Genomic DNA, 11,513 nt, shown 5'->3' with positions numbered 1-11,513 from the left:
GCACGCCGTCGGTCTGTCACCCCGGCAGACCGCTGGCGTGTCCCGGCACCCGCACCACCGCGCCCGCCACCGCCCCCGTCACCCCTCAGCGCCGCCCGTACGCACACACCGGTACTGCCGGGCGGCCCCGAGCGGCCCCGAGCGGCTCAGGCCGCCGCCTCGGCCTCCCGCTCCCCGGCCGGCAGCCCGAGGTCGCCGAGCACCGCCCGCGCCGCCCGCCGCCCGGAGACCAACGCGCCCTGCACGGTGCTGGTGTCCCGGTGGTCCCCGGCGACGTACAGCCCGGCCAGCAGCCGCACCGGACGGCGGAGGTTGTGCGGCGGCGGCATCGCGGGCAGCGCGTCCGGGACGTGCCGCACGCTGAGGAACTGCCAGTCCGCCGTCGAGGTGCCGTACAACTCGGCGAGCCGGGTGCGGACGGCCGGTTCCAGCCCGGCTGGGCCGCCCGCGTCGAAGGAACGCCGGCCGAGCACGGTGCTGGCGACCAGCGCCTGCCCGGCCGGGGCGTAGGACGGGTGCAGCTCGCTGAGCACCAGCGAGTGCGAGACCAGCGGCGGGTGTCCGTTCGGCCGGTCGGCGTCCAGCAGCAGTACGGCCTCGGCGAGCGGGGCGCGGTCGGCCGCGTGGAAGAAGGTGGTGACGGGGTGGAAGTCGGGCAGCCGCAGCCCCGGCAGCAGCTCGGCCGCGGAGCGGGCGTCGGTGGCGACCACCACGGCCTGGGCGCCGATCCGCCCGTGCGCGAGGGTCTCCACGCCGTCGGCGCCGATCGAGGTGACCTGCACCCCGGTCCGCACCGTGCCGACGGGCAGCGCGGCGGCCAGCTGGGCGGGCACGGCCGCGATCCCGTCGGCGGGCAGACAGAGCCGGCCGCGGGCGTACGAGCGCAGCACCAGGTCGGCGATCCGGCTGCTGGTGCCGAGGGCCGGGTCGCCGAGCAGGGCGCTGAGCAGCGGGCGCAGGAAGCCGTCGACGGTGCGCGGGGCGAGGCCGTGGCCGGCCAGTGCGCGGGCGGCGGTGGTCTCCGGGCGGGCCTGCGACCGGGCGGCGGGGGTGGTGGCGATCCGGTTCAACCAGGCGCCCAGGCGGGCCTTGTCCAGCGGGCTGCCGAGCGGGGCCCGGAGCGCGGCCTGGCGGGCGGCGGTGAGCTGGGGGTCCCCGGCGCGGTAGCGGCGGCCGGCGCTGTGCACGAGTACGCCGGGCGCGAGCGGGCGCAGGTCCAGGCGGTCGAGGTCGAGCGCCCGTCGCAGCTCCGGGTAGGCGGTGTTGAGCAGGTGGCTGCCGTCGTCGAGGCGGAAGCCGTAGAGCTCGCGGGTGGCCATCCGGCCGCCGATCCGGTCGGTGGTCTCCAGGACCTGGACGGTGAGGCCTTGGCCGGTGAGCGCGCGGGCGGCGGCCAGGCCCGCGAGTCCGGCGCCGACCACGACGACGTCCGGGTCGGACGGGCGGCGGGCGCGGCGGGTGAAGTCGTACGTGGGCACTGGCGTGCTCCCTCCCTGGGGTTCCCGGGGCTCCGGCCGACGCAGGCAGCGGGGTGCCGGGCACGGTCCGAGGAAGGTGATGCCCCGTCAGTGTGAGCATCAGACAAGCGGAGCGGACTCGATGCTGGGCTCGTGCGGGTCGTGCGCCGCCGGGCGGGGGCGCGGTCACGGACAGTGCGCCGTGGCGGCCGGGATGCCGGGTCGGCGGGCGCGCACGGTCACCGGGGGCGTGCGACGCGCCCGCCGTGTGCTCCCGTGCGCCCCCTCCCGGAGCCCCGTCCGACCCCGCCCGGCATATGCCCCTGGCCAGGGTGAATGCCGTAGCGGGCCTACGTAGAACGAGGGGTCACAGCGCCGCCCGCACCGCCGAGTCCAGGTCCGGGTGCGCGAACCGGAAGCCCGCGTCCAACAGCCGCCGCGGCACCACCCGGTGGCTCCCGACCACCTCGATCGCCAGCTCCCCGAGCACCGCCTTCAACACCGCCTCCGGCACCGGGAACGGCGTCGGCCGCCGCAGCGCCCGGCCGAGCGCCGCGGTCAGCTCGGCGTTGGTGGCCGGCTCCGGCGCGGTGAGGTTGAAGGCGCCGGAGAGGTCCTCGCGGTCGATCAGGAACCGCAGCGCGGCCACCTCGTCGGCCAGCGAGATGTAGCTCCAGTACTGCCGGCCGCTGCCGAGCCGCCCGCCCAGGCCCAGCTTGAACAGGGGGAACAGCCGCCCGCCCGCGCCGCCCGCGGCGGACAGCACCATCCCGGTGCGCGGGTGGACGACCCGGATCCCGGCCCGCTCGGCGGGCCGTGCGGCCGCCTCCCACTCCAGGCACACCTCGGCCAGGAAGTCGTCCCCGGCGGGGGAGTCCTCGTCGATCACCCGGTCGCCGGTCTGCCCGTACCAGCCGACCGCGGAGGCGCTGACCAGCACCTGCGGCGGCCGGGGCAGCTCCGCCAGCGCCACCGCCAGCGTCTCGGTGCCGTACACCCGGCTCTCCCGGATCTCCCGCTTGTAGGAGTCCGTCCAGCGGCGGTCGCCGACCCCGGCGCCGGCCAGGTGCACCGCGGCGTCGATTCCGGCGAGCCCCTCCCGGTCGACCTCGCCGAGCAGCGGGTTCCAGCCGATCGCGGTGCTCCCGTCGGGCTGCGGGCCCGTCCTGGAGCGGTGCCGGACCAGCCGGACCACCTCGTGGCCGTCCGCCAGCAGGGAGCGGACGAGGGCCGAACCGATCAATCCCGTGGAGCCCGTGACAGCGATGCGCATGGGCCCATCCTCGCAGGCCTTATCGCCTGTCACCTTTCGCACGCGCCCCAGTAGCATCACGCGGCATGACCCGCGAAGACGATCTGACCATCCGCCCGGCCCGCCCCGAGGACGAGCACGGGCTCGCCGAGCTCGACCGCGCCGTCTGGTCCCCCCTCTCCGAGGTCTCCCCGAAGCCGCCCGTCGGGAAGCGGGTCTTCGACGAGAGCCGCACCCCCGACCAGTTCCTGCTCGCCGTCCTGGACGGCCGGATCGTCGGCTACGTCCGCCAGATCCCGCCGACCCGACTGGCCGTCAACCGGCACGTCCGGCAGATCCAGGGCCTGGCCGTCGACGGCTCGGTCCGCGGCCGGGGCATCGGACGACGGCTGGTCGAGGCGGCCTGCGAGCAGGCCCGGGCGCTCGGCGCCCGCAAGCTGACCCTCCGGGTGCTCGGCTGGAACGCCCCGGCCCGCCGGCTGTACGAGAGCTGCGGCTTCACGGTCGAGGGCACGCTGGCCGAGGAGTTCCTGATCGACGGGCAGTACGTGGACGACGTGTGGATGGCCCGCCGACTGGCCGACTGAGCCGACCGAACCGCCGCCCGCTGCCCTGACGGCCCGTCAGGGCAGTTGCGGCGCAGTCGTGACGTACCTGCCCTGTCTGGAGCGGCGGACCGCCGGGTACCGTACGCCCGTGAGCAACTCGACGCCTCCCGGGTGGTACCCGGTCCCGGGTGCGGACGGCACCCCCGGTCACGAGCGCTGGTGGGACGGCAACGCCTGGACCGCCGAGGTCCGGCCGCTCCAGGCCCCCGGCGGACAGCTCGCCGACGCCCCGACCCAGGGCTGGCAGCCCCCCGCCCCGCAACCGCCGCAGGCCGGCTACGGCTACCCGGCACAGAGCGGCTCACCCGCCCCCGGCTACGGCTACCCGGCGCAGGACGCGCTCCAGTCACCCGGCTACGGCTACCCCGGCCAGGGCCCGTACGCCGGCCAGCAGCAGTACCCGGGCCGGCCGGGCTACCCCGGCCAGGAGGCCTACCCGGGCGCCGGCTACGGCTACCCGCCGCCCGCCCCCCGGAAGAACCGGACCGGCGTGATCGTCGGCAGCGCGGTCGCGGTGCTGGTCGTCGGCGGGATCATCGCCGGGCTCGCGTTCAGCGGCGGCGGGGACACCAGGGCCGACCCGACCCCGAACCCCACGGTCACCGTCACCCAGAGCGACAACCCGACGCCGAGCCCCACCCCGACCCGGAGCACGCCGGCCCCCAAGCCCGTCCCGTCGGTCAAGAGCACCGTCCCGGACCCGCAGCACGCGATCACCGTCCCGGTCCTGGACGGCTGGGACGCGGCGACCAACTCCGCGCACTCCACCGTCTACCTCGGCAGCGGCCGCTACTCCTGCGCCGACGGCAACTCCTGCATCCGCGGCCAGTTCTCGATCGAGAAGGACACCGTGCAGGGCGACACCCCCAAGGGGGCCGCCGACTCGGTGATGCCGACCTACGCCGGGACGATCTTCTCCGGGATCACCTCGCACACCGACTCCGGCTCCGGCTACGTCTCCGTCGCCGGTGTGCTCGGCTACGCCACCCGCTGGCACGTCCGCACCTCGGACGGCACCCAGGGCTACGTCCTGCTGGCCGCCGTCCCGGCCAAGGGCGGCGGCTACGTGATCTTCGAGGGCGGCGTGGACGACGACCCGGCGGCGCCGGACCCGGCGGTGCTCGACCAGATCCTCAAGGGCATCAAGCAGGACAGCTCCGCCGGCAGCAGCACCTGACCCCCCGAGAGGACTAGTCCCCGTACCGCTCCCAGAGTTTGGGGAAGCGCTTCGCCATCACGTCCGGGTCGTCGAAGTCCAGGAACGCCCCGGCCGGCCGCCCCGCCTGCCGCCCGCCCACCTCGGGCAGCGGCAGGCCGGTCAGCCGCTCGTACGCCTCGTCGGCGGCGTAGCCGAGGTCCTCGGCCTCGCCGTCCTCCTCCTCGTCGAACTCGGGCAGCAGGTCCGCCAGGTCGTCCGGTTCGGCCAGCCCGCCCTCGAAGACCTCCCGGCCCTGGCCGATCAGCCAGCAGCGGAAGTAGTCGAAGGTGTCCTCGGAGGCGCCGTCCAGCAGCAGGTGGGCCGCACCCCACAGGTCGTAGCGGTAGGCGCGCTGGAACCGGGCCTCGAACAGCCGCCCGAAGTCGATCACGTCGTCGGGGGTCAGCTGGACCAGGCGCTCCACCAGCCGCTCGGCCTGTTCGTCGGGATCGCCGTCGGCGGCCTCCCAGGTGTCGTCGATGATCTGCCAGAAGTCGGTCTCGTCCATCACCGCTCAAGCATCCCTTTTCTGTCGTCTCCACGCATGCCATGACCCGGCGGGAACCGCATCCCGGGAAGCGGCGGAGCCCCGCGCCGTCCGGTGACGACACGGGGCTCCGTAGGACCGCGCTGCGGTCGTGCTGTGCTACAGGCCGAGCTCGACCTCGAACTCGCCGGCCTCCAGGATCTCCTTGACCGCGACCAGGTAGCGGGCGGCGTCGGCGCCGTCCACCAGGCGGTGGTCGTAGGAGAGCGACAGGTAGGTCATGTCACGGATGCCGATGGCGGTGCCGCCGTCGGCCTCGATGACCACCGGGCGCTTGACGGTGGCGCCGATGCCCAGGATGGCGGCCTGGTTCGGCGGCACGATCACGGTGTCGAACAGGGCACCGCGCGAGCCGGTGTTGCTGATCGTGAAGGTGGCGCCGGACAGCTCGTCCGGGGTGATCTTGCTGTCGCGGACCTTGGCGGCCAGCTCGGCGGTCTTCTTCGAGATGCCGGCGATGTTGAGGTCGCCCGCACCCTTGATGACCGGGGTCATCAGACCCTTCTCGGAGTCCACCGCGATGCCGATGTTCTCGGTGTCGAAGTAGGTGATGGTGCCCTCGGCGTCGTTGATCCGCGCGTTGACGACCGCGTGGACCTTGAGCGCCTGGGCGGCGGCCTTCACGAAGAACGGCATCGGGGAGAGCTTGACGCCCTCGCGGGCCAGGAAGCCCTCCTTGGCCTTGGCGCGCAGCGACATGATCTTGGTGACGTCCACCTCGACCACGCTGGTCAGCTGGGCCTGCTCGTGCAGGGCCTTCATCATGTTGTCGCCGATGACCTTGCGCATGCGGGTCATCTTGACCGTCTGGCCGCGCAGGGCGGACGGCGCGGCGGCGGCCTTCGGCGCGGCGGCGGCCGGAGCGGCGGCGGCGACCGGGGCCGGGGCGGCCTTGGCGGCCTCCGCGGCGGCGATGACGTCCTGCTTGCGGATGCGGCCGCCGACACCGGTGCCGGTGACGGAGGACAGCGCGACGCCGTGCTCGGCGGCGAGCTTGCGCACCAGCGGGGTGACGTAGGCGTCACCGGCGTCGGCCACCGGGGCGGCCGGAGCGGCGACGGGGGCCGGAGCGGCAACCGGAGCCGGAGCGGCAACCGGAGCCGGAGCAGCGACCGGGGCGGCCGGGGCAACCGGGGCCGGGGCAGCGACCGGGGCGACCGGAGCCGGGGCGGCAACCGGGGCCGGAGCGGCCGGAGCCGGGGCGGCGACGGGGGCCGGGGCGGCAGCCGGAGCCGGAGCGGCAGCGGCGGCACCCGGGGCACCGATCAGCGCGAGCTGGGCGCCGACCTCGGCGGTCTCGTCCTCGCCGACCAGGATCTTGACGACGACGCCGGCGACCGGCGACGGGATCTCGGTGTCGACCTTGTCGGTGGAGACCTCGAGCAGCGGCTCGTCGATCTCGACCGTCTCACCCTCGGCCTTGAGCCAACGGGTGACGGTGCCCTCGGAAACGCTCTCGCCCAGGGCGGGCAGCAGCACCGGGGTGGCGTCGCCGGCCGGAGCAGCCGGAGCGGCCGGGGCGGCAGCCGGAGCAGCCGGGGCCTCGGCGACCGGAGCCGGAGCGGCAACGGGGGCCGGAGCGGCGACGGGCGCGGCCTCGGCCACGGGGGCCGGGGCGGCGGCCGGGGCACCGGTGCCGTCGTCGATGATCGCCAGCTCGGCGCCGACCTCGACGGTCTCGTCCTCGCCGACCTTGATCGAGGAGAGGATGCCGGAAGCCGGGGCCGGGATCTCGGTGTCGACCTTGTCGGTCGACACCTCGAGCAGCGGCTCGTCGACCTCGACGCGCTCACCCTCGGCCTTGAGCCAACGGGTGACAGTGCCCTCGGAAACGCTCTCGCCCAGCGCGGGCAGTGTTACTGAGACCGCCATGGTTTCAGCGACTCCTATCAAGTCTTGCGTACGGGAAGTACGGGAAGTACCGGAAACGGGGGGTGGTGGGCGCGATCAGTCGTGCGCGTGCAGCGGCTTGCCGGCCAGCGCCAGGTGCGCCTCGCCCAGGGCCTCGGACTGGGTCGGGTGCGCGTGGATCAGCTGCGCGACCTCGGCCGGCAGGGCCTCCCAGTTGTAGATCAGCTGGGCTTCGCCGACCTGCTCGCCCATGCGGGCGCCGACCATGTGGACGCCGACCACGGCGCCGTCCTTGACCTGGACGAGCTTGATCTCGCCGGCGGTCTTCAGGATCTTGCTCTTGCCGTTGCCGGCCAGGTTGTACTTGAGGGTGACGACCTTCTCCTTGCCGTACAGCTCGACGGCCTTGGCCTCGGAGATGCCGACGGAGGCGACCTCCGGGTTGGAGTAGGTCACGCGCGGGACGCCGTCGTAGTCGATCGGCACCGGCTTGAGGCCGGCCAGCCGCTCGGCGACCAGGATGCCCTCGGCGAAGCCGACGTGGGCCAGCTGCAGGGTCGGGACGAGGTCGCCGACGGCGGAGATGGTGGGCACGTTGGTGCGCATGTACTCGTCGACCAGGACGTAGCCGCGGTCCATCGCGACGCCGTTCTCCTCGTAGCCGAGGCCGGCCGAGACCGGGCCGCGGCCGATGGCGACGAGCAGCAGGTCGGCGTCGATCTGCTTGCCGTTCTCGGTGGAGACGCGGACACCGGACTCGGTGTACTCGACGCCCGAGAAGCGGGCCTTGAGCTCGAACTTGATGCCGCGCTTGCGGAAGGCGCGCTCCAGCAGCTTGGAGGAGTTCTCGTCCTCCAGCGGGACGAGGTGCGGCAGCGCCTCGACGATGGTGACGTCGACGCCGAAGGACTTCCAGACCGAGGCGAACTCGACGCCGATGACGCCGCCGCCGAGGATGACGGCCGACTTCGGGATCCGGTCGAGCTTGAGGGCGTGGTCCGAGGAGATCACGCGGTTGCCGTCGATCTCCAGGCCCGGGATCGAGCGCGGCACCGAACCGGTGGCGAGGACGATGTGGCGGCCCTCGATGCGCTGGCCGTTCACGTCGACCGAGGTCTGCGAGGAGAGCTTGCCCGCGCCCTGGATGAAGGTGACCTTGCGGGACGCCACCAGGCCCTGGAGGCCCTTGTACAGGCCGGCGATGACGTCGTCCTTGTACTTGTGGACGCCGTTGATGTCGATGCCCTGGAAGGTGGCCAGGACGCCGAACTCGGCGGCCTCCTTCGTCTCGTCCGCGATCTCGGCGGCGTGCAGCAGGGCCTTGGTCGGGATGCAGCCGCGGTGCAGGCAGGTGCCGCCCAGCTCACCCTTCTCGACCAGGGCGACGCTCAGACCCAGCTGAGCGGCGCGGAGCGCCGCGGCGTAACCGCCGCTTCCGCCTCCGAGAATGACTACGTCGAAAACGGTGCTGGCGTCGTTCGCCACGTCACGTCCTCCATGCAATGGGGTGGGTCGCCGGGCCGGTCGCGGTCCGGTGGGTCGGAAGCCTTTGTGGGGCGCCCAGTCGTGCCGGAAATACATCTTCGCACTTGTTCGCGGTGGCTGATGTCCGGGTCCACCCCAGGGGTGTCCCACGGAGTGGTCACCGGGGCGGGAACACCCCCGACGGAAGGGCATCATCGCAGCTCAAGGCCTTGTTGACAGCCGCCGGACGGGCGTCTTCCGCCCGCTTCGGCACCACCTCTTCCGCAGTGCGGAACAAAGTTTCGCCCGTGGCGAACAGAGGTGCGGTGGGGTCTCCGGGCCTACTCGCAGGTAACCCGTGCGGGAACGCCGACGGGGGCCCGGCGCACGCGCGCCGGGCCCCCGTCGGGATTCGGATCCGCTCGGATCAGGCCTTGCCGTTGGCCGCGGTCTGCTCCGCGAACCGGACCAGGGTGCGCACCGCGCTCGCGGTGCCGCCCTTCGGGGTGTAGCCGAACGGGGCGCTCTCGTGGAACGCCGGGCCGGCGATGTCCAGGTGCGCCCAGTCGATGCCCTCGGCCACGAACTCCTGGAGGAACAGACCGGCCACCAGGCCGCCGCCCATCCGCTCGCCCATGTTGGCCAGGTCGGCGATGGTCGAGTCGGTCATGCCCTTCTTGAGCTCGGCCGGCAGCGGCATCGGCCAGGACTGCTCGCCCACCTCGCCCGCGAGGGCGTGCAGGTTGTCGCGCAGCTCGTCGTTGTTGGCCATCACACCGAAGGTGCGGGTGCCCAGGGCCAGCACCATGGCGCCGGTCAGGGTCGCCACGTCGACGATGACGTCCGGGTTCTCCTCGCCGGCCTTGACGATCGCGTCGGCCAGCACCAGGCGGCCCTCGGCGTCCGTGTTCAGCACCTCGACGGTCTTGCCGCCGTACATGCGCAGCACGTCACCCGGGCGGGTGGCGGAGCCGGACGGCATGTTCTCGGCCAGCGCGAGCCAGGCGGTGACGTTGACGGCCAGGCCCAGGCGCTTGGCGGCCACCACGGCGGCGAACACGGCGGCGGCGCCGGCCATGTCGCACTTCATGGTCTCGTTGTGGCCGGCCGGCTTGAGCGAGATGCCGCCCGAGTCGTAGGTGATGCCCTTGCCGACGAAGGCCAGCGAGGCCTTCGCCTTCGGGTGGGTGTAGGCCACCTTCACCAGCCGCGGCGGGTTGGTGGAGCCGTTGCCGACACCCAGCAGGCCGCCGAAGCCGCCCTTGGTCAGCGCCTTCTCGTCCAGGACCTCGACCTTGAGGCCGTGCTCCTTGCCGGCCGCCTGGGCGATCGCGGCGAAGCTCTTCGGGTTCAGGTCGTTCGGCGCGGTGTTGACCAGGTCGCGGGCGCGGTTCATCTCCTCGCCGATCGCGGTGGCCCGCTCCACGGCGGCCTTGGCGTCCTTGTTGCCCTTGCGGGCGGTCAGCAGGACCAGCTCGCCGACCGGCTCCTTGCCGTTGCCGTTGCCCTTGTACGTGCCGAAGGCGTACGAGCCGAGCAGGCCGCCGAGCGCGACCGCCTCGACCTCCTCCGCGGACTCGGCCGGCAGGGCCAGCGCGGCCTTCTTGACGCCGGCCAGGGCGCGGGCGGCGACACCGGCGGCGCGGCGCAGCGCCTCCAGGCCGTAGCCGTCCTCGGCCGCCTCGCCGAGGCCGACCGCGAGCACGAGCGCGGCCTTGAGACCGGCGGGGGAGGCGACCTTGACGGTGTCGCCCTCGGCACCGGTCGCGCCCAGGGTGCCGAGGATCTCGGCCAGCTTGCCCTCGAACGCCTCGTTCACGGCCTCGGCACCGGGGGCCAGCACGATCCCCTTGGGGCCCTTCGCGACACCGACCACCAGGGCGTCCGCGCGCAGCGAGGCGGCGGAGGAGGTGCTCACAGACAATGCAGTCACGTAATGCGTCCTGTTCTTTCGCGGTCCACGGCCGGTCGCGGCGTGACTGCCGCACCGGCGCAGCCCGCCGTCGCAGGCCGTCCGCCGGCGGGCCCTGTGGGTCCGGGCCCCCTGGCGCGCGCGTCCGCCGGAGTGGCCGCGCACACCAGAGGCCCCGGCTCCTCGGTGCGCGCCGGGCGGGCAGGACCTGCCACGGTGCAGGGCTGCGGTGCTTCACGCATGGTAGTCCGCATGGTGGGATCACGCGCCGCCCGGTGTCAGCCGAGCAACGCCAGGGCGAACAGCGTCCCGGTGGCGGCGGTCTCGGCCGTCGCGCCGAGCACGTCCCCGGTGATCCCGCCGAACCGGCGCACACACCGGGTGAGCAGCAGCCGGGAGCAGCCGACGCCGAGCACAACGGCCAGCGGGAGGCGTACGGCTGACCATCCGTCGAACAGTCCGGCCGCGGCCACGGTGAGCGCGGCGGCCAGCGTCCCGGTGGCGGCCGCGGCCGGGGCGACGGTGCTCGCCACCATCGCCCCCAGCCCGCCCGGGCGGGCGGCCGGCACCGAGCGCAGGCAGCCCCAGGCCAGCGCGCAGCGCGCGGCCACCGCCGAGGCGAGCACCGCGAGGGCGCCGCGCGGCGCCGACTGCCCGAACTGCCCGGCCAGGGCGGCGACCTGGGCGAGCAGCACCAGCAGCAGGGTCAGCACCCCGAACGGGCCGATGTCGGACTGCTTCATGATCCGCAGCGCGTCCTCGGCCGGCTTGCCGCTGCCCAGGCCGTCGGCGACGTCCGCCAGGCCGTCCAGGTGCAGCCCCCGGGTCAGTGCGGCGAGCACCCCCACCGCCGTCACCGCGGCGAGCGGTCCGCCCGCCCGCCAGGCCACCAGGGCGCCGGCCCCGGCCGCGATCGCGCCCAGCACCAGGCCGACCACCGGAGCCGCCGTCATCGCCCGGCCCGCCGCGGCCCGGTCCCAACGCTCGACCCGCACCCGCAGCACCGACAGCGTCCCGAACGCGAACCGCAGCCCTTCACCCCAGGTCGCCCGCTCGCCGCCGTCGGCCATCGCTCCCACTCGCTCCTCCACCGCACCCGAACCGCACCCGAACCGCACCCGAACCGCACCCGAACCGCACCCGCCGCGCACCGGGGCTCGCCCTGACCAGCGGAAGCCCCCCCGACAAGCAGAATCCCCGCGCCCCGGAGAAGGGGCGCGGGGA

9 protein-coding genes are annotated in these 11,513 nt (G+C 74.1%); 2 read left to right on the top strand and 7 right to left on the bottom strand.

Translation table 11 applies throughout. The annotated features are described in order from the left end of the window. Positions 1 to 146: 146 nt before the first annotated feature. Both AB0F71_RS04435 and AB0F71_RS04430 read right to left on the bottom strand, forming a co-directional pair. A complete protein-coding gene (locus AB0F71_RS04435) occupies positions 147 to 1,478 on the bottom strand; it encodes an NAD(P)/FAD-dependent oxidoreductase (RefSeq protein WP_360227986.1) in 1,332 nt (443 codons plus the stop codon). 346 nt (positions 1,479 to 1,824) lie between these two features. Continuing rightward, positions 1,825 to 2,730: a TIGR01777 family oxidoreductase gene (locus AB0F71_RS04430; protein ID WP_360227983.1), complete on the bottom strand. Its 906-nt coding sequence runs from the start codon at positions 2,728 to 2,730 to the stop codon at positions 1,825 to 1,827. A 65-nt stretch (positions 2,731 to 2,795) separates the two neighbouring features. On the opposite strand from AB0F71_RS04430, the gene AB0F71_RS04425 reads away from it, so the two are divergent. Together AB0F71_RS04425 and AB0F71_RS04420 are read left to right on the top strand one after the other, a co-directional pair. Next, entirely contained in the window at positions 2,796 to 3,296 is a 501-nt protein-coding gene (locus tag AB0F71_RS04425; RefSeq protein WP_360227980.1) for a GNAT family N-acetyltransferase, read from the top strand. 109 nt (positions 3,297 to 3,405) lie between these two features. Further along, entirely contained in the window at positions 3,406 to 4,494 is a 1,089-nt protein-coding gene (locus AB0F71_RS04420) for a DUF2510 domain-containing protein (protein ID WP_360227977.1), read from the top strand. Positions 4,495 to 4,507: 13 nt separating this feature from the next. Here the strand turns inward: AB0F71_RS04420 and AB0F71_RS04415 are convergent, their stop codons facing one another. The 5 genes from AB0F71_RS04415 to AB0F71_RS04395 all read right to left on the bottom strand — a co-directional run bounded on the left by AB0F71_RS04415 (position 4,508) and on the right by AB0F71_RS04395 (position 11,359). Further along, positions 4,508 to 5,023, bottom strand: coding sequence for a DUF4240 domain-containing protein (locus AB0F71_RS04415; RefSeq protein ID WP_360227974.1), 516 nt, complete (start codon positions 5,021 to 5,023; stop codon positions 4,508 to 4,510). Positions 5,024 to 5,161: 138 nt separating this feature from the next. After that, positions 5,162 to 6,934 (bottom strand): 2-oxoglutarate dehydrogenase, E2 component, dihydrolipoamide succinyltransferase, encoded by a 1,773-nt coding sequence (gene sucB, locus AB0F71_RS04410; RefSeq protein ID WP_360227971.1) that lies wholly within the window; start codon positions 6,932 to 6,934, stop codon positions 5,162 to 5,164. 75 nt (positions 6,935 to 7,009) lie between these two features. Continuing rightward, on the bottom strand, positions 7,010 to 8,398 hold the full coding sequence (gene lpdA, locus AB0F71_RS04405) for a dihydrolipoyl dehydrogenase (protein ID WP_360227968.1): 1,389 nt from the start codon (positions 8,396 to 8,398) through the stop codon (positions 7,010 to 7,012). Positions 8,399 to 8,804: 406 nt separating this feature from the next. Then, a complete protein-coding gene (locus AB0F71_RS04400) occupies positions 8,805 to 10,310 on the bottom strand; it encodes a leucyl aminopeptidase (RefSeq protein ID WP_360227965.1) in 1,506 nt (501 codons plus the stop codon). Between the two features lie 257 nt (positions 10,311 to 10,567). Beyond that, positions 10,568 to 11,359, bottom strand: coding sequence for an adenosylcobinamide-GDP ribazoletransferase (locus tag AB0F71_RS04395; RefSeq protein WP_360228949.1), 792 nt, complete (start codon positions 11,357 to 11,359; stop codon positions 10,568 to 10,570). Between the last annotated feature and the right edge of the window lie 154 nt (positions 11,360 to 11,513).

Source organism: Kitasatospora sp. NPDC028055 (assembly GCF_040637885.1).
In the GTDB taxonomy this organism is placed as follows: Bacteria; Actinomycetota; Actinomycetes; order Streptomycetales; family Streptomycetaceae; genus Kitasatospora.
Note: the sequence above shows the minus strand (reverse complement) of the source record. Positions and strands in the feature narration are given on the sequence as shown.

Excerpts from the sequence above, each read along its gene's own strand:
- AB0F71_RS04430 (WP_360227983.1), bottom strand. The coding sequence starts at position 2,730 with ATGCGCATCGCTGTCACGGGCTCCACGGGATTGATCGGTTCGGCCCTC.
- AB0F71_RS04425 (WP_360227980.1), top strand. The coding sequence starts at position 2,796 with ATGACCCGCGAAGACGATCTGACCATCCGCCCGGCCCGCCCCGAGGAC.
- AB0F71_RS04415 (WP_360227974.1), bottom strand. The coding sequence starts at position 5,023 with ATGGACGAGACCGACTTCTGGCAGATCATCGACGACACCTGGGAGGCC.
- sucB (WP_360227971.1), bottom strand. The coding sequence starts at position 6,934 with ATGGCGGTCTCAGTAACACTGCCCGCGCTGGGCGAGAGCGTTTCCGAG.
- AB0F71_RS04395 (WP_360228949.1), bottom strand. The coding sequence starts at position 11,359 with ATGGCCGACGGCGGCGAGCGGGCGACCTGGGGTGAAGGGCTGCGGTTC.